20 protein-coding genes are annotated in these 22,372 nt (G+C 65.0%); 11 read left to right on the top strand and 9 right to left on the bottom strand.

The window, feature by feature from the left end:
- Window positions 1-57 precede the first annotated feature (57 nt).
- The 6 genes from rimO (at window position 58) to JEY66_RS24035 (ending at window position 6,410) form a co-directional block, all read left to right on the top strand.
- Window positions 58-1,383, top strand: coding sequence for a 30S ribosomal protein S12 methylthiotransferase RimO (gene rimO / locus JEY66_RS24005; RefSeq protein ID WP_018271618.1), 1,326 nt, complete (start codon window positions 58-60; stop codon window positions 1,381-1,383).
- A 297-nt stretch (window positions 1,384-1,680) separates the two neighbouring features.
- A complete protein-coding gene (locus tag JEY66_RS24010) occupies window positions 1,681-1,995 on the top strand; it encodes a hypothetical protein (RefSeq protein WP_244620808.1) in 315 nt (104 codons plus the stop codon).
- Between the two features lie 807 nt (window positions 1,996-2,802).
- Entirely contained in the window at window positions 2,803-3,258 is a 456-nt protein-coding gene (locus tag JEY66_RS24015; RefSeq protein ID WP_018271616.1) for an Hsp20 family protein, read from the top strand.
- Between the two features lie 403 nt (window positions 3,259-3,661).
- Window positions 3,662-3,976, top strand: a complete 315-nt coding sequence (locus tag JEY66_RS24025; protein WP_210291395.1) for a hypothetical protein — start codon at window positions 3,662-3,664, stop codon at window positions 3,974-3,976.
- Window positions 3,973-4,152, top strand: a complete 180-nt coding sequence (locus JEY66_RS24030) for a hypothetical protein (protein ID WP_016845758.1) — start codon at window positions 3,973-3,975, stop codon at window positions 4,150-4,152. Before JEY66_RS24025 ends, JEY66_RS24030 begins: the two co-directional genes overlap by 4 nt.
- Window positions 4,153-5,213: 1,061 nt before the next feature.
- The gene (locus tag JEY66_RS24035) at window positions 5,214-6,410 is read left to right on the top strand and encodes an acetylornithine transaminase (protein ID WP_018271614.1); all 1,197 of its coding nucleotides are present in this window, start codon (window positions 5,214-5,216) and stop codon (window positions 6,408-6,410) included.
- Window positions 6,411-6,544: 134 nt separating this feature from the next.
- Here JEY66_RS24035 and JEY66_RS24040 read toward each other — a convergent pair whose 3' ends face one another.
- From JEY66_RS24040 to pcsA, 3 genes are all read right to left on the bottom strand, one after another.
- Complete coding sequence (locus tag JEY66_RS24040) at window positions 6,545-7,519, bottom strand: quinone oxidoreductase family protein (protein ID WP_026192759.1); 975 nt, start codon at window positions 7,517-7,519, stop codon at window positions 6,545-6,547.
- Window positions 7,520-7,678: 159 nt separating this feature from the next.
- Window positions 7,679-8,404, bottom strand: coding sequence for a TerC family protein (locus JEY66_RS24045; protein WP_018271612.1), 726 nt, complete (start codon window positions 8,402-8,404; stop codon window positions 7,679-7,681).
- On the bottom strand, window positions 8,401-9,129 hold the full coding sequence (gene pcsA, locus JEY66_RS24050) for a phosphatidylcholine synthase (RefSeq protein WP_018271611.1): 729 nt from the start codon (window positions 9,127-9,129) through the stop codon (window positions 8,401-8,403). The genes JEY66_RS24045 and pcsA overlap by 4 nt, the downstream gene beginning before the upstream one ends.
- 132 nt (window positions 9,130-9,261) lie before the next feature.
- Between pcsA and JEY66_RS24055 the strand changes: the two genes are divergently transcribed.
- Entirely contained in the window at window positions 9,262-10,446 is a 1,185-nt protein-coding gene (locus JEY66_RS24055) for a UbiH/UbiF family hydroxylase (protein ID WP_018271610.1), read from the top strand.
- A 70-nt stretch (window positions 10,447-10,516) separates the two neighbouring features.
- Here the strand turns inward: JEY66_RS24055 and JEY66_RS24060 are convergent, their stop codons facing one another.
- Window positions 10,517-11,470, bottom strand: coding sequence for an AEC family transporter (locus JEY66_RS24060; protein WP_018271609.1), 954 nt, complete (start codon window positions 11,468-11,470; stop codon window positions 10,517-10,519).
- 121 nt (window positions 11,471-11,591) lie between these two features.
- Between JEY66_RS24060 and hspQ the strand changes: the two genes are divergently transcribed.
- On the top strand, window positions 11,592-11,924 hold the full coding sequence (gene hspQ / locus JEY66_RS24065; RefSeq protein WP_016845766.1) for a heat shock protein HspQ: 333 nt from the start codon (window positions 11,592-11,594) through the stop codon (window positions 11,922-11,924).
- Window positions 11,925-11,971: 47 nt separating this feature from the next.
- Here the strand turns inward: hspQ and JEY66_RS24070 are convergent, their stop codons facing one another.
- Window positions 11,972-13,246, bottom strand: a complete 1,275-nt coding sequence (locus tag JEY66_RS24070; protein ID WP_018271608.1) for an MFS transporter — start codon at window positions 13,244-13,246, stop codon at window positions 11,972-11,974.
- Window positions 13,247-13,596: 350 nt separating this feature from the next.
- The gene (locus JEY66_RS24075; protein WP_026192757.1) at window positions 13,597-14,436 is read right to left on the bottom strand and encodes an invasion associated locus B family protein; all 840 of its coding nucleotides are present in this window, start codon (window positions 14,434-14,436) and stop codon (window positions 13,597-13,599) included.
- A gap of 319 nt (window positions 14,437-14,755) precedes the next feature.
- Here JEY66_RS24075 and JEY66_RS24080 point away from each other — a divergent pair, with 319 nt between their 5' ends.
- The 3 genes from JEY66_RS24080 (at window position 14,756) to JEY66_RS24090 (ending at window position 19,466) form a co-directional block, all read left to right on the top strand.
- Window positions 14,756-16,540, top strand: coding sequence for an extracellular solute-binding protein (locus JEY66_RS24080; protein ID WP_018271605.1), 1,785 nt, complete (start codon window positions 14,756-14,758; stop codon window positions 16,538-16,540).
- Between the two features lie 40 nt (window positions 16,541-16,580).
- Window positions 16,581-18,134: an AMP-binding protein gene (locus tag JEY66_RS24085; RefSeq protein ID WP_018271604.1), complete on the top strand. Its 1,554-nt coding sequence runs from the start codon at window positions 16,581-16,583 to the stop codon at window positions 18,132-18,134.
- A gap of 105 nt (window positions 18,135-18,239) precedes the next feature.
- A complete protein-coding gene (locus JEY66_RS24090) occupies window positions 18,240-19,466 on the top strand; it encodes a hypothetical protein (protein WP_018271603.1) in 1,227 nt (408 codons plus the stop codon).
- A gap of 63 nt (window positions 19,467-19,529) precedes the next feature.
- On the opposite strand, the gene JEY66_RS24095 is transcribed toward JEY66_RS24090, so the two are convergent.
- From JEY66_RS24095 to JEY66_RS24105, 3 genes are read right to left on the bottom strand one after another with little or no spacing between them, the layout of a single operon-like run.
- Complete coding sequence (locus tag JEY66_RS24095) at window positions 19,530-20,465, bottom strand: arginase family protein (protein WP_018271602.1); 936 nt, start codon at window positions 20,463-20,465, stop codon at window positions 19,530-19,532.
- Window positions 20,462-21,718 (bottom strand): M20/M25/M40 family metallo-hydrolase, encoded by a 1,257-nt coding sequence (locus tag JEY66_RS24100; protein WP_018271601.1) that lies wholly within the window; start codon window positions 21,716-21,718, stop codon window positions 20,462-20,464. Before JEY66_RS24100 ends, JEY66_RS24095 begins: the two co-directional genes overlap by 4 nt.
- Window positions 21,705-22,370 carry an amino acid ABC transporter permease gene (locus tag JEY66_RS24105; RefSeq protein WP_018271600.1) on the bottom strand — a complete coding sequence of 222 codons (666 nt, stop codon included), beginning with the start codon at window positions 22,368-22,370 and terminating at the stop codon, window positions 21,705-21,707. The genes JEY66_RS24100 and JEY66_RS24105 overlap by 14 nt, the downstream gene beginning before the upstream one ends.
- Window positions 22,371-22,372: the final 2 nt, after the last annotated feature.

A 22,372-nucleotide genomic window follows, 5' to 3' on the forward strand; every position in this document is an offset into this window, starting at 1 on the left:
TGTAATTCTCGGCAATTGGGACTAGCTCCTGCCCATTCATCAGGCAGATTCAGAGATATGCAAGAAGCCGCGGCGCCGAAAGTGAGCTTTGTGTCCTTGGGCTGCCCCAAGGCGCTGGTCGATTCCGAGCGCATCATCACCCGGCTGCGCGCGGAAGGCTATGAGCTGGCGCGCAAGCATGACGGCGCCGACATCGTCATCGTCAACACCTGCGGCTTCCTCGACAGCGCCAAGCAGGAATCGCTCGCCGCGATCGGCGAGGCCATGGCCGAGAACGGCAAGGTCATCGTCACGGGCTGCATGGGCGCCGAGCCGGAGCAGATCGAGAGCGCCTATCCCGGCGTGCTCTCGATCACGGGGCCGCAGCAATATGAGAGCGTGCTGGACGCCGTGCACCGCGCGTTGCCGCCGGCGCACAACCCGCATATCGACCTGGTGCCGCCGCAGGGCGTCAAGCTGACGCCGCGGCACTACGCTTACTTGAAAATTTCCGAAGGCTGCAACAACCGCTGCAGCTTCTGCATCATCCCGAAGCTGCGCGGCGATTTGGTGTCGCGGCCGGCCAATGACGTGCTGCGCGAGGCCGAGAAGCTGGTGAAGGCCGGCGTCAAGGAATTGCTCGTCATCTCGCAGGACACCTCGGCCTATGGCGTCGACCTGAAATACGCCGAGAGCCCGTGGCAGGACCGCGGCGTCCGCGCAAAATTCTTCGATCTCGCCAAGGAGCTTGGCGAGCTCGGCGCCTGGGTGCGGCTGCAATATGTCTACCCCTACCCGCATGTCGACGAGGTCATCGGCCTGATGACCGAGGGCAAGGTGCTGCCCTATCTCGACATCCCGTTCCAGCATGCGAGCCCCGATGTGCTGCGTGCGATGAAGCGCCCGGCCGCGCAGGAGAAGACGCTGGCGCGGATCCAGAAATGGCGCGAGCAGTGCCCCGAGCTGACGCTGCGCTCGACCTTCATCGTCGGCTTCCCCGGCGAGACCGATTCCGATTTCGCCTATCTGCTGGACTGGCTCGATGAAGCCGGGATCGACCGCCTCGGCTGCTTCAAATACGAGCCGGTCGCCGGCGCCACGTCGAACGCGATTCCCAATGCTGTGCCCGACGAGGTCAAGCAGGAGCGCTGGAATGCGCTGATGGCCCGCCAGCAGAAGATTTCGGCGAGGCGCCTGAAGCGCAAGGTCGGCACCCGTCAGCAGGTCATCATCGACGAGGTCGGTCCGACGGTGGCGAAGGGCCGGTCAAAGGCCGACGCGCCGGAGATCGACGGCGCCGTCTACCTCACCAGCCGCCGCCCGCTCAAGATCGGCGAGATCGTCACCGCGAAGATCGAGCGCTCCGACCAATACGACCTGCACGGCAGCGTCGCGGGATTCTGAGCTCCAGTCCCGCTCCTTTGAGATCTCCGCGGATGCCAGACGGCGTCCGTTGCTAGACGGAACTCAAACGTCGCCGGCAAATTGTTGGTCTGCAACGCTCGAGAGAGCGCTGAGGCCAAGTTGACGTTTCCAATGAGGTACGACAGTTCAGCTGACCAAGAGCCAACTCACGCTGACGATGAGCGCGACGAGCGATATCCCCGCTAAGCCTATAAGGCTGAACTCGACGCCATCTAAATCGGTCTTGAACATAATGTTCAAATCATTACGCCTCGGATCGGGCGAGCGCTTTAGCGTATGTCAGTCAGCCGAATTGTCCCAATCCAGGTTCCCGCCTTAGCTTATGTGATGGTTTTTGAAACGATTGCGGCGATCCCGCTTTTATTGCTCATGCAACAGGCGACCGAGGTTCATCTAGTCCGTGTGACAACCGATGAGGGCGAAGTCCAAGTCTGGCTCGCTGCGACCTCGCGCGAAGAAGCGGTTGATCGCGTGCTGGATGAAATTCCGGAAGGATGGGCCGCTAGCATAGTTCAGCGACAACTTCCCGCCGAGCACGTCCTGACGCTCAACATGAGGCTCGGAGAAGTCCGCCGGCATCAGTTATCCTAATTCCCTTCAATGAGTGTCAGAACCGATCGACCGGTGCTGGGCCCGGTCTTCTCCATGCGTGAACGGAGTTCCGGCGGGGCTAGGAACGTCGTACCTTTCGATTTGTTAACGCAACATGTGGCACAAACTGCACTAGCGGCCATCCGGCATTCAGGAATAGGACTTCAACCCCAACCGCAGGGGTTGTGTCATGGGCAGTGACCTACCTTTTAGTGCGCTCATCGTGGCGCTCGGGCTGAGCCCCATCGCAATAATGGCTATCGCCCTATTGATGTGAAAAACGGAGGCCGCCTCAGTCGGCGGCCTCTTCGCGAAAGGCCCCAGCGTGGTGGGCGCGCCGAGGCCGAGTTGCCATGATTACCTCGACCACAAAACCAGCACTCGGCGTTTAGTTCCTATTAGGCCGCAGGCCGGCGGTAATGTGTTCGTCTAACCAGAAACGGCCCCAGCGAGCGGACAAGCTGGGGCCAGTTTGTAGCTGGGCGTCCAGGTGCCGGTCGCGGTGCGGCACCCGAACAGGGCGACCCAGGCCAGTGGATGCGCTTCGTTCCTACAAATAAAAAAGCCCCCGGCGCATCCGGCGCTGCACCGACGGACGCGTTTCCCGAACGGCGCAAGGCCGATTATCCGCTATGCATTTTTTTGCTTGGACGTTCTTGACACCGCCAAATCGCGCTCTAATTCCATCTGCGCGCAGGTCATCCGTTAAGGGTGCCGGCGCCCTGGACGCCAAACGGGTCCAGGCAAACGGGCACCGGTCGTGTCCGGTGCTTCTCATACCCATCTTGCTCTCTGGAGGATTTGGCTATGCGCACATACGACTTCTCTCCCCTGTTCCGGTCGACAATTGGATTCGATCGCCTCTTCGACCTGGCCGAAACGGCCCAGCGAGCCACCGAAGACAACTACCCGCCCTACAATATCGAACGACTTTCGGATGACCGCTACCAGATCGCGCTCGCGGTTGCGGGATTCTCGCCGGACGAGATCTCGGTTACCGCCGAGCAGAACGTCCTGACGATCGAAGGCAACAAGGTCGAAAAAGCTGACCGGGATTACCTCTATCAAGGCATCTCGACCCGCCGATTCAGACGGCAGTTTAGCCTGGCCGACCATGTTCTGGTGAAGGATGCCGCGTTCGATAACGGTCTACTCAAGATCGAGCTGGCGCGCGAAATTCCGGAAGCCATGAAGCCGCGGCGGATCGCAATCAACGCGACGCAGCCGAGCCAGCCTCGACGGCTTGAGTCCGCTGCAGCCTGACAGCCGCGAAGCCGCGTCCGGATCTGCCGCACGCGGCTTCAATCATTCAATTCTCGTCTTGGAACGGAGGCAAACATGCGGCCGACGACCGCGAACGTCATTTCCTTGAACGCATCTGACCGCAAAGAGGCGCGGTTTAACCATCCCCGAGATGTCCTGGCGGATCTGACCCTGACCACGGAAGAAAAACGCGCTCTCTTGGCGTCATGGGCGTCTGATGCTGCCGCGATTCCGTGCCGCCCAGGCTTACGGGCACCTCGGGATCTACGATCACCGGTGGAGCTCGAGGCTATTCTCGACGCCCTATGCCGTCTCGACAGCGATCCTCATCATCCGCCGGGAGGTAGACCTCGTCGTCTTCGCTCAACCGCGCGTCCGCTCGCCGCTTAGGAAGGAGGGTGACATGAACGACATCAACCTTCCGAAACACATTGTGGACAGGATCGAAGCCCGCTGGGGCGCCCGGCAGGTATCGGCAAAAGAAAAGCGCGAGATCGTCGACCGCCAGCTCGAACAGCTTCGGGCGCATCGCAACAACATCCAGCGGTATCGATGGCTTCTCAGCACACAGCTGAGCGACCTTGAGCGCAACTTCATCGAACGACGTCTGTCCGAGGAATCGTCGGCGATGGAAAATCTGGCGGCTGAGATTCCCCTTCTCGTCCATGAACAGCGACCACCTAGCATTCCCAGTCGATCGGAAGGTGCCTCACCATGAGCACGACGCAATTTCTGATACGCGGAAGCCAGAAGGTAATTAGTCACTATCAGTTTTTGTTGGACACCGCGGAGTCGGAACAGGAGCGGGAGACGTTCGCGAACAGGATCGAAGAAGAGAAGCGCAACTTGGAACGGCTGCTTGCTGATCTCGCTCGGCCAGCCCAAGCGGCCTGATCAGTTACCGTTCAAGGCAACGTGGACGGCAAGGCTTAGACGGCATGAGAACGCCAATATCGGTGAAGGACCTAGAGTTGATCGCGCTGCGCGAAATTCGCAGTTTTCTCGGCGGTGAATATGTGTGCCATGTGGAAGTCATTCCAGCGAGCGCGGATTGGAGACTTCATGCGACGGTCAGGGACGGTGCCGATCTCAACCGAATCCAGCACGCCGCGGCAGCCACGACATTTAGATTGAAGCATCGGTATCACCTCAGGACCGATTGGTGACGACAGTGAGGGGGCGACAAAGCCCCCTCACTTCACCCTGAAGAAGTGGCCCCAGCATCCGGATCATGCCGGGGTCAAGCTGGATCGCCGATCCGCTGTTCACCGAGAAGCAGCGGTCGTCGTTCTAGGGCTGAAAAAACACGAAATGAAAATCACGCGCCCTGTTCCGCGGATCATCCCAACGACATCCAGTTCCGGAAATAACTCGTGTGAATCTGGGCGAGATAAATTGCCGCTTTTTCCTGTCCAGGGCGACGGTCCAATGGAAATGATCGCGAATGTGCCCCGGGTCTTCGGGGGCAAGATCCGGGGCACGTTCATTCGTCCAATGCCGCTCTGCCGAGGAGCGGCGCATTGCTAACGACGCGCCGAAGGTGCCGTTCCTAACGTCTTCCTTATCGCCGACCCGAGCCGGCGCTCAACTCGCTTGCGGCTGGTGCCGACCTTCTTTGACGGCCTTCTTCACCGACGCTGCCGACTTCCGGGTTCGTAGCTCACCTCGTAATCCTGCCCGCCGGCGACGCGCGCTATGCCCGTCGAATGAGGCGCGGTCGGCGCTTGACACCGCCGCACCTCTCGCTGTATGGCCCTGCGCCATGAAGCTGAACCGGACCCACCGCCGCGCCATCTGCCGTCGTCGCACCCGCGACGATGCTGGGCTGCGCCGTGTCCGACGCCATCGCTGATCCTATAAATCAGCCAAGGTTTTCGAGAAGGCCGCGCCCCCAAAGCGCGGCCTTCTCGCTTTTCGGCCCGCCCTTTCCCACACCGACCCCAGAGGAGAACGACGTGACCAACGCTACCCATCCGTTCGACGCGCTGATGGACATCACCGCCCGCCCCGAGGTCGTGTTCGTGCGCGGCGCCGGCTCGTATTTGTGGGACAGCAACCGCAACCGCTATCTCGACTTCGTGCAGGGCTGGGCCGTGAACCCACTCGGCCACTCGCCGGTCATCGTGGCCGACGCGCTGGCGGCGCAGGCCAGACGGCTGCTCACGCCAAGCCCGGCATTCTACAACGAGCAGAGCCTGAAACTGGCAAAGCTGCTGGTCGACAACAGCTGCTTCGACCAGGTGTTCTTTGCCAATTCGGGCGCGGAGGCCAATGAAGGCGCGATCAAGCTCGCGCGGAAATTCGGCGCCAAGTACAAGAATGGCGCCCACGAGATCATCACCTTCGAAGGCGGCTTCCACGGCCGCACGCTCGCGACCATGTCGGCCTCGGGCAAGAAGGCGTTCGAGCTCCTGTTCGAGCCGAAGGTCCCGGGCTTCCGCAAAGCCCGGCTGAACGACATCGAGTCGGTGCGAAAGCTGATCTCGTCGTCGACGGTCGCGGTCATGCTGGAGCCGATCCAGGGCGAGGCCGGCGTCTGGCCCGCGACGGATGAATTCTTGAAGGAGTTGCGGGCGCTGACCCAGCAGCGCGGCCTGCTGCTCATTGTCGACGAGATTCAGACCGGCATCGGCCGGACCGGAAAGCTGTTCGGCTATCAGCACGCCGGGATCGAGCCCGACATCATGACGCTCGGCAAGGGCATCGGCGGCGGCGTGCCGCTCGCGGCCCTGCTCGCGACCGAGCATGCCTCGTGCTTCGATCACGGCGATCAGGGCGGCACCTTCAACGGCAATCCCTTGATGTGCGCCGCGGGGCTTGTCGTGCTCGATCAGGTCGGCAAGCCCGATTTCCTGAAATCGGTCGTCGATGCCGGCCTTTTGCTCGAGCGCGAATTGCAGCGGCTGTCGTCGCGGCATGGGCTCGGCGAGATCAGGGGCCGCGGCCTCCTGCTGGCGCTCGATCTCAAGATGCCGATCGGCGCCGCCGTCGTCGCTGAGGCGTTCGCGGCCGGCGTGCTGATCAACTCGCCGCAGCCGGACACGCTGCGCTTCATGCCGGCGCTCAACGTGACGCGGGAGGAGATTTCCCTGGTCATCGACTGCCTGGATACGGTGCTGACCAAGGTCGGCGCTGCGCGCCGCGTGGCGTAGCGCCCGCGCTCGTCGTTGCGAGCGAAGCGAAGCAATCCATCCCTCCACACATGCGGGACAATGGATTGCTTCGACGCTTCAGCGCAAAATTGCTTTGCAATTTTGTCGCGAGCGCCTCGGAATGACGGCGAGAGTTACGGCCGCAGGATCGCTGCGCCGGTGGTCGCCCGGCTCTCCAGGTCGATATGCGCCTTGGCCGCATCCTTCAGTGCATAGGCGTGGTTGATCGGCACGTGCAGCTTGCCGTTGATCACGGCGGCGAACAGCGTGTCGGCGCCTTCGAGCAATTCCTTGCGGGTGCCGACATAGTCGTTGAGCTTGGGCCGCGTCGCGAACAGCGAGCCGTGGTTGTTGAGCTCGGCGAGCGGGAACGGCGGCACCGGACCTGACGCGTTGCCGAAGGAGACGAACAGGCCGCGCGGCCGGAGGCAGGACAGCGATCCCGGGAACGTGGTCTTGCCGACGCCGTCATAGACGACGTCGCAGAGTTCGCCGCGGCTGATCTGCTTGACGCGTTCGACGAAGTTCTCCTCGTTGTAGAGGATGACGTGATCGCAACCATTGGCGAGTGCGAGATCGGCCTTCGCCTTCGAGCCGACGGTGCCGATGACATGCGCGCCGAGCGCCCGCGCCCATTGGCAGGCGAGCAGCCCGATGCCGCCCGCCGCGGCGTGGATCAGCACGCGATGGCCCTGCTCGACCTTGAAGGTCTTGTGCAGAAGGTACCAGACCGTAAGTCCCTTGAGCATCAGCACGGCGCCCTGCTCGTAGGTAATGTGGTCGGGCAGTTTGACGAGCTTGTCGGCCGGGATGACGCGCTCGGACGCGTAGCCGCCGAGATTGTAGTAATAGGCGACGCGGTCGCCGGGATGGAAATTGGTCACCCCCGGCCCCACGGCCAACACCTCGCCTGCGGCCTCGTTGCCGGCAATGAACGGCAGGCCGGGCGCCTTGTAGAGGCCGGTGCGGAAATAGACGTCGATGAAGTTCAGACCGACCGCGTGCTGGCGGATCCGGACCTCGCCGGTCCCCGGCGCGCCCACCTCGACGTCCTCATAGGTCAGGACTTCCGGGCCCCCCACCTGGTGCACGCGCACAGCCTTGGTCATGTCGTCGCTCCCCTCAGATATCAGCGTCAGGCGAGCGAATGCCATCGCGGCCGGCTTGTCAACCAAGCGGGCGGGAACCGGCTACGGCATGATCCGGAAAAGCGCGAAGCGGTTTCCCCTCGCGCCAAACGCGCAGCGTTTGCGCGGAGACAATGCCCATTAGCGCGCCGGCTTCCTGCGGTTGCGCTTGGCCATGACGTTGAACGCCTCGACGGCGGCCGAGAAGGCGATCGCGAAATAGATGTAGCCGCGCGGAATGTGGAATTTGAAGCCGTCGGCCACCAGCGCCACGCCGATCAGCACCAGGAAGGCCAGCGCCAGCATCTTGGTGGTCGGATGCTCCGCGACAAACCGCGCCACCGGTCCCGACGAGATGTACATGATGGCGCAGGCAATCACCACCGCCGCGATCATGATCTCGATGTCCTGGGCCATGCCGATCGCGGTGATGATCGAATCCAGCGAGAACACCAGGTCGATGATGATGATCTGCACGATCACCCAGAAGAACGCGCCGGCGCTCGGCCTGTCGTCGGCTTCCGCCTCGCGCGCCTCGACCTCGCCGTGGATCTCGTGGGTCGCTTTCGCGATCAGGAACAGGCCGCCGCCGATCAGGATGATGTCGCGCCACGACAACGCGACGTCCTTAACAGTGATCACCGGCTGGGTCAGCCCGATCAGCCAGACCAGGATCGAGAGCAGCAGAATGCGGAACAGCAGCGCCAGCAGCAGGCCGATCTGCCGCGCGCGCTTGGCCTGCGCCGGCGGGATCCGCGATACGATCACCGACAGGAAAATCACGTTGTCGATGCCGAGCACGATCTCGAGCGCAGTCAGGGTCAACAGCGCCGCCCAGGCTTCCGGGCTGGTGATCAATTGCATCATGCTCTGAAGGCTTTCATCCGGCGGATCACGGTATCGCTGCCGATGATGTAGGCGGCGATGGCGCAGAGCCCGAAGGTGACCGGGGCTCCGACCACGAAATCGTTGGCAAGCGTGTACATGCCGAGCAGCGCCCATGCGCCGAGCAGCCACAGCGTCAGCCAGCGCAGCCGCACCACACGCAGCGGGTGCAGCACGTGGAACGGCGCGAAGGTCAGCGCGATCAGGGCCGCGACCACGATCGTCGACAGCACCGGCGGCAGGTGCAGCAGGAACAGATAGAACGCCGCCGCATTCCACAGCGCCGGGAAGCCACGGAAATGGTTGTCATCGGCCTTCATGCGGCGATCGGCGAAATACAGCGCGCTGGAGACCACGATGCCGATGCCGAGGATCGGCGCCGCCAGCGGCAGCAGCATGCCGCTCGCGGTGATCGCATAGGCCGGCACGAACACATAGGTGACGAAATCAACCACCAGGTCGAGCACCTCGCCCGACCAGTTCGGCTGTAGCCGCACCACGTCGAACCGGCGCGCCAGCGGGCCGTCGATCCCGTCGATGATCAGCGCGACCCCGAGCCAGGCGAACATGTTGGCCCAGTGCTCGCGCACCGCCTCCAGCATCGCCAGCAGCGCGACCCCGGCGCCGAGCGCCGTGAAAATATGAACGGAGAATGCGGCGGTCCGCATCCGTTCTGGCAACGCATCGGGCTGGCTCGAATGCTCCATCGGCCGAGTGCTATCAGGAATCGGACCGGTTTGCATATGCGGTCTTGCGGCGTTCCGCCGCGCAAAGCGTTGGAAACTCTTGGTGGTTACCGATGGCTTGAAAATCGGGCCAAGCATGTCAAATGTCCTGCTATGACCGACAGCTCGCTGGATTATGACGTTATCGTAATAGGCGGCGGTCCGGCCGGATTGACGGCTGCGATTGCCCTTGCCGACGCAGGTGCACGGACCGCGTTGCTGGCGCGCCGCGCGCCCTATGCCGACAACCGGACCACCGCGCTGCTCGGTGCCTCGACCGATATCCTGGATCGGCTCGACGTCTGGCGGCGCTGCAGCGACCGAGCGGCGGCACTCAAGACCATGCGCCTCGTCGACGACACTGGCCGCCTGATCCGCGCGCCCGAGGTGCGCTTCTCATCCGACGAGATCGGCCGCGAGCAGTTTGGCTTCAACATCGACAACCGCTCGCTGGTCGCGGCGCTCGAGGACCGCGCCGGTGAACTGTCCGCGTTGACGCGGTTCGACGATGAAGCCGCCTCGGTGCGGCCGGACGCTGCCGCGGTCACCGTGGTGACGCGGCAGGGCCAGTCGCTTCAGGCCCGGCTCGTGGTCGGTGCCGACGGGCGCAATTCATTGTCCCGCGAGGCCGCCGGCATCGAGGTGACGAGCCGCGAGCTCGGGCAGTCCGCCCTCACCTTCAACATCACCCATACCCGCCCGCACCACAACATCTCGACCGAATTCCACACCGAGCACGGCCCCTGCGTGTTCGTGCCGCTCAGCGGCAACCGAAGCAGCGTGGTCTGGGTCTCGGCGCCCAAGGAGGCCGAGCGGCTGATGGCGCTCGGGGACGACGAATTGTCCCTCGCGGCCGAGCGACAATCGCATTCGATCCTCGGCCGCGTCGAGGTCCAGGGCGGCCGTCACGTGTTTCCGCTCGCGATCGAGCGGCCCCGGCAATTCGCCAAAAACCGAATCGCGCTGGTCGGGGAATCCGCCCATGTGCTGCCGCCGATCGGCGCGCAGGGCCTCAATATGGGACTGCGCGATGCCGCCGATATCGCCGAGATCGCGGGTCAGGCGATCGGTCGCGGCGAAGATCCCGGCGCGCCCAATGTGCTGTCGCGCTACCAGGCGGCGCGGCGCCCCGATGTCGCCAGCCGGACCTGGGCTATCGACATCGCCAACCGGTCGCTGCTGAGCGATTTCCTCGGCATGCAGACGGCGCGCGCTGCCGGCCTGCATCTGCTCGGCGCATTCGGCCCGTTGCGGCGCCTCGCGATGCGCGAAGGCCTTGCCCCGTCTTGGCGGCGGTGAGCAAAGCGTTTTCGAGCGAAGTGGGTACCGGTTCGCGTTAAGAAAACGCGTCAAATAAGAAGCGCGCCGATCAGGGAAACACCAGCCGTCCGCTCTGGATGAACCACATCACGCTGGTCAGCGTGACCACCGAGGCGAAGGTGCCGATCAGCACCGCGACTGAGGCCGGCTCGATCCAGGTGTCGTTCTGCCGCGCGATCACGAACACGTTGAGCGCCGGCGGCAGCGACGCCATCAGCACCGCTGTCGCAGCCCAAGGCTGCGCGAACGGGCCGAACAGCAGCATCAGGCCGAACGCCAGCAGCGGATGGATCAAAAGCTTGATCGCGACCACGCCCGGGACCTCCCACGGCACCCGCTCGAACGGCCGCAGCGCCACCGTGATGCCGAGCACGAACAGCGCCGTCGGCGCGGCGGCGTTTTCCAGGAACTGGATGGTGCGATCGAGCGCGACCGGGATCGGGATGCGAAACGCGGCGACCAGCGCCCCGAACACGGCCGACATGATCAGCGGGTTCTGCACGATCTGCCGCAGCACCACGCCAAGTGCGTGCAGCAGCGAGGGATGGTCGCGGTCGGTGAGCTCGATCAAGAGCGGCACGATCGAGAACAGGAAGATGCTGTCGCAGCAGAAGATCAGCGCGGTCGGCGCCGCCGCCTTGGCACCGAGCACGGCAAGCGCGAGGCCAGGCCCCATATAGCCGATATTGCCGTAGGCGCCTGACAGGCCGGCCAGCGTCGCCTCGCGCAGCGTAAGCCCGCCGATCACCTTGCCCGCGACCATCGCCAGGAAGAATGCGAGCACGGTTCCGAGCGTGGTGGCGATCAGGAATGGCGGGTTGTTCAGCTCCGCAAACGGCGTCTTGGACATGATCCCGAACAGCAGCGCCGGCAACGAAACGTAAAGCAGGAAGAAATTCATCCAGGCGAGCCCGCTCTCGGGCAACCCCTTGGCCTTGCCGCACGCGTAACCGATGAAGATCAAGCCGAAATACGGCAACGCCAGATTGAGGATATCGATCATTCTGAAAGTAGTTTCTCGGCCGGATTTCGGGTCGTTTTTGCAGGGCTGGAATCGGTAAAGCGCGGGTTAATTCGGAGCTTAGCCCCTAGCATCGGCCACAATGTTGGTCTATCGACGAGCCATGATCAAAGCGCGCACCGCCAAGTTTCAGATCGGGCAGATCGTCCGTCACCGGGTGTTCTCCTTCCGGGGCGTGATTTTTGACATCGACCCGGAGTTCAACAACACCGAGGAATGGTGGCTGTCGATCCCCGAGGACATGCGGCCCCACAAGGACCAGCCGTTCTACCACTTGCTCGCGGAAAACTCGGAGAGCGAGTACGTCGCCTATGTCTCGGAGCAGAACCTCCTGCCCGACGAGTCCGGCGAGCCGATCCGGCATTCGCAGGTGGCGGAGATCTTCATCAAGGACAAATCGGGCGGCTACCGTCCGCGCAACCCGTCGCTGAACTGAGGTTCGGCGGCGTTCCGGCGGATGCCACGGCGGTCGCGCTGCCACGCTCACACCCCCTCGCGCCTGGCCAGGACAACCGCGATCGCCCAGACGGCAAAGCCCGCCAGCGCCAGCCCCGCGCCGACCAGGCCGGTCGACGTCCAGCCATAACCCGCGGCAACCGCCATTCCGCCGAGCCATGGCCCCAGTGCATTGGCGACGTTGAAGGCGGAGTGGTTGAGCGCGGCGGCGAGGCTCTGCGCCTCGCCCGCGACGTCCATCAGGCGGGTCTGCAACACGGTGGCGAGCGCCCCGCCCAGCCCGATCAGGAACACGTCGGCGGTCAGCGTCCAGAAATTTCCGGCCGCCAGCGGATAGAGCGCGAGCGTCGCCGCCGACCATAGCAGGAGCCCGCCTGCGGTTGCCATCAGCGCGCGGTCGGCAAAGCGCGGCACGATGATGTTGCCGGCGGTAAGGCCGGCGCCGAACACGCACAGCGTGACCGGCACCAGCGCGGGCGAGGTGTGGGTCACCGCCAGCATGGTCGACGCCAGATAGGTGTAGACCGAGAACAGCCCGCCGAAACCGATGGCGCCGATCGCCAGCGTCAGCCAGACATGCTTGCGCCCGAGTGCCGACAGTTCGCGCAGCGGGCTCGCCTTGCTGTTGGCGGCATCACGCGGGGCGAAGATCAGCACCAGGACCGCGGTCAACAGCGCAAGGCCGGCAACGATCGCGAAGGCCCAGCGCCAGCCGATCGCCTGCCCGACCCCGTTGGCGAGTGGAACGCCGATCGTCGTCGCGATGGTGAGCCCTAGCAGCACGCGGCCGACCGCCGCCGTGCGCTTGTCCGTTGGGACCAGCGAGGCCGCGACCAGCATGGCGATGCCGAAATAGGCGCCGTGCGGCAGCCCCGCCAGGAAGCGCAGCGCCAGCATGGTGTGATAATCGGGCGCGAGCCCCGAAAGGCCGTTCATCAGCGCGAAGAAGCCCATCAGCGCGATCAGCAGCGTCCGCCGCGTCATGCGTGCCGACAGCACCGCGATGACCGGCGCACCGACGACAACGCCGAGCGCGTAGGCGCTGATCGCGTGGCCGGCCTGGGGCTCGCTGATGTGCAGGTCGCGGGCGAAGAACGGCAACAGGCTCATGGTCGCGAACTCGGCGATGCCGATCGCAAAGCCGCCCATCGCCAGCGCGAGATGGACGATGCCGGGATGAAAGTTACCGGGGGCGTTATCTTGGCTGACGCGAACGCCAGCATCGACCGAAGCACCGCCGGTCGGCTGCTCCCGGGGCCGGGAGCGCGGTTCGAGCCGCTGCGTGCTGACTTGCCGGGACATTGCGCGACTTCCATGACTGCGAACGGCGGCCAGGATTCGCGGAAGAACCGCGCGCGCATTTGCGCATCGAAGGCGCTGTTCGCGCTTTCGTCTGGCCTCCCGTACCGGATCTATGATTGTGCTTCGACGCCGGACTGGTCCGGACCAGGCACCAACGATGCGCGCTCATCGCGCGAGGCAATCGCAGCACCCTTCGATGACCATCGCATACGATCTGCGCGATCACCAGCGCAGCAGGCTGCCAGCAGCCAGTCTGTTTCGCATGACAAAAAAGGCGCCCGGAAGGGCGCCTTTTGATCGCGATGATCTCGCGCTTTCTTGAACGCGCGATTGAAGTGTTTGCGAAGTGTTTACTTGGCCGCCGGATTGGCCGGCGCCGGAGCCTGCGCAGAGCCACCGCCCGCGCCTTCCAGCTTCTTGCGCTGCTCTTCGGCGCGCTTCTGCAACTCTTCCTGCAGCTTCTTCGAGTTTTCCTCGAACACCTTCGGATCGGTCGGCGGGCCGTCATAGGCCTTGGCGAATTCGGTGTTGAGCGGCAGCGGCAGCGTCAGCGGCGCGCCGTTCGAATTGATCGCCTGGACCACGAGGTTCTGGCCCTTCTTCATGTTGGCGATCAGCTCGGGCGTTGCTTCATAGTCGGACATGCAGCCGTTCTGGAAGCAGATCACATAGGGCGCCTGCTGCGGCGGGTTGCCATCGACGATGATGCGGGTGCCGTGCACGAGCTGCATGCCGAGCGGCAGCGTGACGCGCAGGATCTTCTTCGGCTCGCCTTCCGGCTCGATGATCACGGCGGCAATCACCGGCTGGCCCGACTCGATGCGGCCGTCCTTGCCGGTGAAGCAGACCTGCTTGGCGTTGGCTTCCTGGCCCTTCAGGCAGAACTTGGTCCAGGGGGCGTAGATCAGCTGGATCTGCTGATCCTGGGGCGGCTGCTGGCCGGCCGCAGCGGGCGCCTGGCCTGCGGCCGGCGCCTGGGCGGCCGGTGCCGGGGCTGCCGGAGCCGGCGCCTTCGGAGCTGCCTTGGGTGCCGCCTTGGGCGCGGCCTTCGGTGCCGCAGGCGCCGGCGCTGCCGGCTGCTGGGCCTGAGCGGCAGGAACCAGGAGCGCTGCAGAGAATGCCGTCGCCGCCATCAGGGCAACAATTCGCCCATGCGGCCGGACCGGGGCGGCCAAGATACGGAAATTCATTGCGGAAAACCCTTTCTGAACGGAAGCCCGAAACCGCTGCAGGCGCCGACACATAGCCGTTTGGGCGGCTGTCTCCTAGTCAATTGAGGCGGATACGTGACAGGCGTTCCCGCCTTCGAATTGCACGCCTTCAATACAGCGGCGCGCGGAAAGATCAATGCCGACAAGCGGATTTGCGCCCATCTCGCGGCGAGTTTCAGCGGCCTGTGATAAACCTCCGGACGTGACGTTTCGCGAATCAAATCCGGCGCCTCACGCACGTGTTCCCGGGCACACTTGGCGCGCCGCATGGGCTGCCATCTGGCTGGTCTCGGGATGCATGATGAGCGGGCCGGCCCCTGCGGCGGCCGCCGAGAGCCACGCGATCGCGATGCATGGCGACCCCGCGCTGCCACCCGACTTTGCCCACCTGCCCTATGCCAATCCCGACGCTCCCAAGGGCGGCCGCCTGATCCAGGGTGTGATCGGCACCTTCGACAGCCTCAATCCCCTGATCATCAGGGGCGTCCCCGTGCAGCAGGTCAGGGGCTACGGCTATGAGCGCGGTTATGTCTACGAAAGCCTGATGGCGCGCGGCAACAACGAGCCGTTCACGCTGTACGGCCTGCTCGCGCGCAACGTCGAGACCGACGACGCCAGAAGCTATGTGACGTTCCACATCGATCCCCGCGCCCGCTTCTCGGACGGCCGGCCGGTGCTGGCCGACGACGTGCTGTTCTCGCTGGCGCTGCTGCGCGACCACGGCCGTCCGATGCACCGTCAGTATTATTCGAAAGTCGCAAAGGCCGAGGCGCTCGACCCGCTCACGGTCCGGTTCGATTTCGGCGGCGTGGCGGATCGCGAATTGCCGCTGATCCTCGGCCTGATGCCGATCCTGCCGCGGCACGCCATCGACCCCGAAAAATTCGAGGAAACCACCTTGGCGCCGCCGATCGGGTCCGGCCCCTACCGCGTGACGGCGGTCAAGCCCGGCGCCAGCGTCACCTTCACGCAGGATCCCAATTATTGGGGCCGCGACCTGCCGATCAACCGCGGCCTCTGGAACTTCGACGAGATCAGGCTGGATTACTACCGCGAAGCCAACGGCATGTTCGAGGCCTTCAAGCGCGGCCTGTATGATTTCCGGACCGAGACCGAGCCGCTGCGCTGGCACGACGGCTACGACTTCCCGGCGGCGCGCAACGGCGAGGTGATCCGCGACACCATCAAGATCGGCACGCCGCGGCCGTCCGAATTCCTGGTGTTCAACAGCCGGCGGCCGAAATTCGCCGACCTGCGGGTGCGTCAGGCACTGGCGATGCTGTTCGATTTCGAATGGGTCAATCGCAACTACTATTTCGGACTGTTCTCGCGCGCCGGCGGTTTCTTCGCCGGATCGGATCTGTCCGCCTATGGCCGCCCCGCCGACGAGCGCGAGCGCGAGCTGCTCAAGCCATATCTGTCGCACATCCAGCCCGAGATCCTCGACGGCCGCTATCGTCTGCCGGTCACCGACGGGTCGGGGCGCGACCGCAGCCTTCTGCGCAATGCGCTCGCGCTGCTCGCCGAGGCGGGCTACGCGCTCGACGGCACGGTCTTGAAGCAGCGCTCGACAGGGACGCCGCTGCGCATCGAGATCCTGGTGACGACGCGCGAGCATGAGCGGATCGCCCTCGCCTATCAGCGTGACCTGAAGCGGGCCGGCATCGAAGCCGCGGTGCGGGTGGTCGACGCAGTGCAGTTCGAGCAGCGCCGCGTCGGCTATGACTTCGACATGATCCCCATCCGCTGGGACCAGTCGCTGTCGCCGGGCAACGAGCAGTGGTTCTACTGGGGCAGCCAGGCCGCCGATGTGCCGGGCACCCGCAATTACATGGGTGCCAGGGATCCCGCCATCGACGCCATGATCGCGGCGCTGCTCGCGGCGCGCGAGCGGCCGGTCTTCGTCTCGGCGGTGCGGGCGCTGGACCGGGCCCTGATGTCGGGCTGTTACGCTATCCCCCTATTTAACTTGGGAGAGCAATGGATCGCGCGCTGGAATCGGATAGAACGGCCTTCGACCACGGCGTTGACGGGCTACCTGCCGGAGACCTGGTGGCAGAAGCCCGGCGCGCAATCCAGATGATTGGCCAAGTAGTCTAGCAAGTGATGCGACCCGGCGCGGCATGACCTGGTCCGACCGAAGCGATGCAACCGACGTTGAACCTGTGAACCAGTCGATCACCTCGCCAACGCTCGATACCCTGTTCAAGCGTACCTTGGCGCGGCAGCCCGAGGCGCTGGCGCTGGTCGACCCGCTCAACAAGCAGCGCATCACCGGACAGACCCGCAAGCGCCTGACCTATGCCCAGGCCGACCGCGCGATCTCGGCGATCGCCGCCCACTTCGTCCAGAGCGGATTGCCGGCCAACACGGTGATCGCCGTGCAGCTGCCCGGCACAGTCGAATTCGCCCTCACGGTCCTCGCAGCGCATCGGGTCGGCCTGGTGGTGGTGCCGCTGCCGCTGCTGTGGCGGCAGGCCGAGCTGACGTCCGTGCTCAACCGCACCGCGGCGCGGGCGATCGTCAGCTGCGGCCGGATCGACGGCGTCTCCTATGCCGACATCGCCATGAACGCCGCGGCGGAAGCCTTCTCGATCCGCCATGTCTGCGGCTTCGGACCCGATCTGCCCGAAGGCATGGCCTCGCTCGACCAGGCGATCCTGGAGGACTCCCGGGCCTCGCGCCCGATGATCGAGGACGGCCGCAAGCCGGCGCTGATCTCCTTCGACGTCACCAGCGACGGTTTGCGTCCGGTGCCGCGGGCGCATTTCGGCCTGATTGCCGGCGGGCTCGCGATGTCGCTGGAGAGCGATCTGGCGCCAGGCGCCACCATCATGTCGGCGTTCGCGCCGATGTCGTTCGCCGGCATCTGCGCGTCGCTGGTGACCTGGCTGCTGTCGGGCGGAACGCTGGTGCTGCACCACCCCTTCGACGAGGACGCGTTCGAGACCCAGTTCAACGATCACGCCTGCAACACGCTGATCGCGCCGGCGCAGCTCGCGTTGCGGCTCGACGAGCGCGGCCTGTCGGAGCGCCTGCCCAGCCTGCGCACCGTGATCGGCCTCTGGCGCACGCCGGAGCAAGTTGCCTCCAGTGCGCACTGGACCTCGCGGCCGGTGACCATGACCGACGTCTATCTGTTCGGCGAGGCGGGGCTGTTCGGCGCCCGCCGCACCGCCGAGGACGGATCGCCGGCCCTGATCAAGCCGGGGCCGCACAGCGCGCCGCGCGAAGCACCCGGCGCATCGATCGCCGGCGAGATCCTGCTGACGCCGAAGGGCACGCTCGGCCTGCGCGGCCCGATGGTGCCGGTCGCCGCCTATGCGCCGCCGCCTCCGCCCGGCGACAGCCTGATCGCGCCGCCGCCGCGCGATTTCGTCGACACCGAATATGCCGCACGGGTCGATCGCGCGACCGGGGCCATCAACATCACCGCACCGCCGTCGGGGGTGATGACGGTCGGCGGCTACCGCTTCCTCGCCCAGGAACTGCAGGAGTGGTCGCGCCGCCTCGGCCAGGGCGCGCTGCTCACCGCATTGCCGGACCGCCTCAGCGGCCACCGGCTGGCCGGACGGGCGCAGGACAATGCGCGCGCCCGCGACGCCCTCACAGAACTTGGGCTTAACCCCTTGATGGTCGAAGCATTTCGCGACCGTGGCGGCGCCGGGGTGAGTTAAAATCTTATCATTGCGTTAGTCTTATCATTGTGTTGACGCCGCATTAAGCCATGCGAACTAGCATCGCAGCCGTTGCTGATTTCTGCATTGGTTTCGAGCGTTCGAATGTCCCAACAAGGTCCGGTCCTTATCGTATCGGCGTCGACAAAGCCGTCGTTTGCCGCGGTCCTCGATGAGACGAAACTGTTCCCGGTCGTGGTCAGCGACTGGAACGAGGCCGGACGGGCCATCGAGCAGGTCAAGCCGGCAGCGATCATCGCGGCCGCCGAGGGCGTCGACTTCGTCACCCTGTCGGGTCTCGCCAAGCGCGCCGCTGCCCGCGCGCCGTATCTGCCGGTGATCGCGGTCGATCCCGCGACCACCCTGCCCGACACCGTGATCGCATTCTTCCAGAGCAAGGGTTTGCCGGATCGGCTGGTCGCCCGGCTCAATGCGTCGTTACGCGTTCGCGGCCTGCATGCCACCGTGATGCGCCGCCTGGTGCCGCCGGCACCGATCGCCCTGTCTGACATCGATCCGATCGGAGAGGCCACCGCGCTGTTGATCGGCCGCGGCGGCGCCTACCCGACGCTGTCGGTCGCGCTCGGCGAACGCGCCGGCGTGGTCGGTGCGCTCAGCATCGAGGCCGCCGCCAAGCATCTCTCGAGCCGCGATATCGACGGCATCGTGCTGGCGGAAGGCTTCACGCCGAGGGTGATGGATGCGTTCCTGACCGTGCTGACCGAGGATGTGCGCTTCCGCCCGTTGCCCGTGATCGTCGCCTCGGGCGAGCTGACGCCGCGATACGAACTGCCCAATCTCGAGATCGTCACGGCCGGGCCGACCCGCATCGCCGACATGGCGCTGCCGATGATCCGCCAGCACGCCTTCGAGGCGCGCCTCGGCCGCATGCTGAAGGCGATCGACGCCAAGGGCCTGATCGATGCCCGCACCGGCCTGCTCACCAAGGCCGCGTTCGAGCGCGATTTTGCGACGGCCGTCTACCAGACCGCCGAGCGCGGCGGCGCGCTCTCGGTGGCACGCTTCACCTTCGACAACACGCAGCCGCGCGCGCAATTCGACGGCGCGCGGATCATCAGCCGGCTGATGCGCAAGGCCGATTTCGGTGCCGTGCATGACGACCGCTCGCTGGTCGTGGCATTCGCCGGCACCGACCTGCGCAACGCGCAGGCGATCACGCGGCGCCTGGCGAGCGTCATGCGCCACACCCAGAACGGCCGCCGCGACACGCGTGCCGAGCCCGCGGTCAGCGTGACAACGCTGATGCCGGGCGATTCCGCGCTATCGCTGCTGGCGCGTTTGTTCGGGACGTCGGAGCGCGCAGCGTCGTAAGGCCCGCGGATTCAAGGGCACGGTCATCGCCGGCGCAGCATGACCCATCAAGCCGCCGCGATTTCAGTCCGGCAACAGCCCCATGCCTGCGGCAAGCAGCACGAGAGCCTCCATGATCATATGGGCGCAGAGCTGCGCGGCCATCCCCTGAACGTCCTGTGGCGGGCTGACGGTGTTGAAATCCATCGCGACGATGTTCAAGCCTGAAAGGCTGCGCAGCAATTCGATCCCCTCGCGGGCCGACAGGCCTCCCCAGGCGGGCGTGCAGACGCCGGGAGCGACCGACGGATCGAACACATCCATGTCCCAGCACAGATAGACCGGTCGCGCGCCGACGACCTGGCTGAATTCCGCGACGGTCTGCGCGAAACCGCGCCGCATCAGCTCCTCGATCGTGACGACGCGAAATCCGAGCGATCGCGTGTGTTCGAGCACACCCGGGCAATAGGTGAATCCGCGCACGCCGATGTGCCAGGATCGGCCGGCGTTCACCACGCCTTCCTGCGCCGCGTTGGTGAACTGCGTGGCCGCATTGTACCGATCGTCCGGCGTATACGGATATGCATCGGTATGGCTGTCGATATGCAGTGCAACGAGATCCTTGTGATACCGGGCGGCGGCGCGCATCAGCGGAAGCGAGACCGAACCGTCGCCGCCGATCCCGACCGGCACCGCGCCAAGCTCGAGAATCCGACCGGCGGCAGCCTCGATCTTGACAAAGGCGTCTTCGATGCGTCCCGGCACCAAGGCAACATCGCCGGCATCGACCGCCCCCAGCAATGACAGCACATCGACGTCGGCGAGCGACGGATGATAGCGGCGAATGAGCCGCGACTCCCGCCGGACCTCCAGCGGACCTTGCCGGGCGCCGACGCGGAACGGATGCGTGCCGCAGTCGAACGGCACGCCGAGCACGGCAGCGCGGCTGCCCGGGCGCGGTAACCCCGCCGGCAATCCCATGAATGTTTCCGGACCCACGAAACCCGCCACGTCGCTCATTTTCTGCTCTCTCTTGTCAGCATGTCGAAGGCGGTCAGCGCGTGCACGCGCGACACCGTCGCCAGTTCGGCGATCTCCGCATACTCATCCGGCGCGCCCATGTTGTGAGGAGTCGGCCCATAGACCACCGTCGGGATTCCGGCCATTCGAAACCAGCGCGCATCGGAGCCGCCGACGCGCATGTTGATCGCCGGCGCCCTGCCGATGATGTCCGTCGCCGCAGTTGCGCAGCGCGTGACGATCTCGTCACCGGGGCCGGTGTGATTGGGCTCGAAGCAGCGCAACACGCGCCATGTGATGCCGGGCAGATCGAGCTCCTCCCGCAACAGCGCGAGTACAGCTTCCGACGTGACGCCGACCGGCAGACGCAGGTCGATGGCCGCGCGTGCCCGGCTCGGCACCAGGTTCGGCGACGAACCGCCACTCACCGTTCCGATGTTGACCGTGACGCGCGACAGGACGTCGGCTTCGCCGGCGCCGCACAGCGGTTCGGAGACAGGCCTTGCGCGGCGGATGGCGTCGGCGACATTGACCGGCATCGCAACTGCCAGGCTGCGCAGCTCACTCACTCTGTCCAGCGCTTCGCGCAAGCGATCGATCGCATTGATGCCGAGATGGACATGCGCGCCGTGCGCCGCGCTGCCGTCCGCCTCGATCTCGATCCAGAGGAATCCCTTCTCGCCGAAGCGCAGCACCATCGGTGAACCGGCGTCGCCAACGATCACGGCGTCGCCGCTGGCATGGGGGACCTGGTCGAGCAGGTATTTGGTCCCGTATGGACCCATGCTTTCCTCGTCGCCGGCGAGCGTCAGCACCACCTCTCCCGCCCATGCCTCGCGCTGCTCGGCCAGCGCGGCCATCGCGGCTATCGATGCCGCGATGCCGCCCTTCATGTCGGCAGCGCCGCGGCCGTAAAGGCGGCCGCCTACGACCTCTCCGTCGGGATTGACCGACCAGCTCATCCGCTCGCCCAACGGATAGGTGTCGAGATGGCCGTTGAACACGATGCGGCGGCCGGGGGCATGACCCTTGATCCGTGCGACGACGTTGACGATCTCGGCTGTCCCCGGATGCAGCTCAACCGCAACGCCAGGCACATGGGCGCTGAGAAGATCCGCCGCCAGCGCCGCCACAGCGCGGGTATCGCCGTCCGGATTTGGCGACGGCACTCCGATCAGCCGCATCGCCAGCTCGACGACCTGGCTGGTCCGATCGCTCGAAATCGCGCGGCGAACTTGATCAACGTCGTGCAAGGCGCGCTTCCCATATGCGAATTGAGTGAGTGAGCGGCCAACAGATCGCGAAATACACCACCGCGATGAAGGTGAATATTTCCAGCGGCCTGAACGTCGATGACGACAACTCCATGCCGCGCCGCGTGACCTCGCCGACCGACACCACGGACGCAAGCGAGGAATATTTGATGAGCTGGACGAAATTGGCGGCCAGCGGCGGCAGCACGCTGCGAATCGCCTGCGGGCCGACGATCCGCACAAAGCTCTGCGCGGGCGTCAGGCCGAGCACCTGCGCCGCTTCGCGGTGCCCGACCGGAACGGTCTGGATGCCCGCTCTGAAGACCTCGGAGATGAACACCGCCGAATAGAGCGAGAGACCGAGGATCGACGCGGCCAGCGCATCGATCCTCACATTGAAGACGATCGGCAGCACGTAATAGACCCATAGCAGCTGCACGAGGATTGGCGTATTGCGGACGATTTCGCCGACCGAAAGCGCGATGATGCGCGCGAAGCGGAAACGGGACATCTGCATGATCGCGATGACGAGCCCCAACAGGGTCGCCACCACGAGCGTGACAATTGAAATGAACAGGGTCATTTCCATGCCGGAGGCAAGAAAACCCAGATTGTTCGGGATGACGTCCCAGCGAAAGCTGTAGCTTTGCATCT

Origin of the sequence: Bradyrhizobium elkanii USDA 76, assembly GCF_023278185.1 — a bacterium.
Classification (GTDB): domain Bacteria; phylum Pseudomonadota; class Alphaproteobacteria; order Rhizobiales; family Xanthobacteraceae; genus Bradyrhizobium; species Bradyrhizobium elkanii.

Coding starts and splice junctions, on each gene's coding strand:
- rimO (WP_018271618.1), top strand. CDS start 58: ATGCAAGAAGCCGCGGCGCCGAAAGTGAGCTTTGTGTCCTTGGGCTGC.
- JEY66_RS24010 (WP_244620808.1), top strand. CDS start 1,681: ATGTCAGTCAGCCGAATTGTCCCAATCCAGGTTCCCGCCTTAGCTTAT.
- JEY66_RS24015 (WP_018271616.1), top strand. CDS start 2,803: ATGCGCACATACGACTTCTCTCCCCTGTTCCGGTCGACAATTGGATTC.
- JEY66_RS24025 (WP_210291395.1), top strand. CDS start 3,662: ATGAACGACATCAACCTTCCGAAACACATTGTGGACAGGATCGAAGCC.
- JEY66_RS24030 (WP_016845758.1), top strand. CDS start 3,973: ATGAGCACGACGCAATTTCTGATACGCGGAAGCCAGAAGGTAATTAGT.
- JEY66_RS24040 (WP_026192759.1), bottom strand. CDS start 7,519: ATGACCAAGGCTGTGCGCGTGCACCAGGTGGGGGGCCCGGAAGTCCTG.
- JEY66_RS24045 (WP_018271612.1), bottom strand. CDS start 8,404: ATGATGCAATTGATCACCAGCCCGGAAGCCTGGGCGGCGCTGTTGACC.
- pcsA (WP_018271611.1), bottom strand. CDS start 9,129: ATGGAGCATTCGAGCCAGCCCGATGCGTTGCCAGAACGGATGCGGACC.
- JEY66_RS24055 (WP_018271610.1), top strand. CDS start 9,262: ATGACCGACAGCTCGCTGGATTATGACGTTATCGTAATAGGCGGCGGT.
- JEY66_RS24060 (WP_018271609.1), bottom strand. CDS start 11,470: ATGATCGATATCCTCAATCTGGCGTTGCCGTATTTCGGCTTGATCTTC.
- hspQ (WP_016845766.1), top strand. CDS start 11,592: ATGATCAAAGCGCGCACCGCCAAGTTTCAGATCGGGCAGATCGTCCGT.
- JEY66_RS24070 (WP_018271608.1), bottom strand. CDS start 13,246: ATGTCCCGGCAAGTCAGCACGCAGCGGCTCGAACCGCGCTCCCGGCCC.
- JEY66_RS24075 (WP_026192757.1), bottom strand. CDS start 14,436: ATGAATTTCCGTATCTTGGCCGCCCCGGTCCGGCCGCATGGGCGAATT.
- JEY66_RS24080 (WP_018271605.1), top strand. CDS start 14,756: ATGATGAGCGGGCCGGCCCCTGCGGCGGCCGCCGAGAGCCACGCGATC.
- JEY66_RS24085 (WP_018271604.1), top strand. CDS start 16,581: ATGACCTGGTCCGACCGAAGCGATGCAACCGACGTTGAACCTGTGAAC.
- JEY66_RS24090 (WP_018271603.1), top strand. CDS start 18,240: ATGTCCCAACAAGGTCCGGTCCTTATCGTATCGGCGTCGACAAAGCCG.
- JEY66_RS24095 (WP_018271602.1), bottom strand. CDS start 20,465: ATGAGCGACGTGGCGGGTTTCGTGGGTCCGGAAACATTCATGGGATTG.
- JEY66_RS24105 (WP_018271600.1), bottom strand. CDS start 22,370: ATGCAAAGCTACAGCTTTCGCTGGGACGTCATCCCGAACAATCTGGGT.